General features: G+C 55.7%; 1 protein-coding gene. It reads right to left on the bottom strand.

What is annotated here, in order from left to right; genetic code table 11:
• Positions 1-210: efflux RND transporter permease subunit (locus ACW9IR_RS30505; RefSeq protein WP_457466339.1), on the bottom strand; the 210-nt coding region annotated here is incomplete at both ends.

Below are 210 nucleotides of genomic sequence, written 5' to 3'. Positions count from 1 at the left end.
AATGTACCTACGATCGACACCGGTACCGCAATTAGTGGGATTATCGATGCCCGCCAGGTCTGCAGGAACAGTACCACCACCAGCACGATCAGCATCATTGCTTCGAGCAGGGTATGCTGCACGGAGTTGATCGACTCGCGCACAAACACCGTGGGGTCCCAGACGCTCTTGTACTGCACACCTTCGGGAAAGTCCTTGGACAGGCTATCG

This window comes from Pseudomonas sp. SDT291_1_S447 (assembly GCF_054070155.1).
This window is presented reverse-complemented; position numbering and strand designations above follow the sequence as displayed.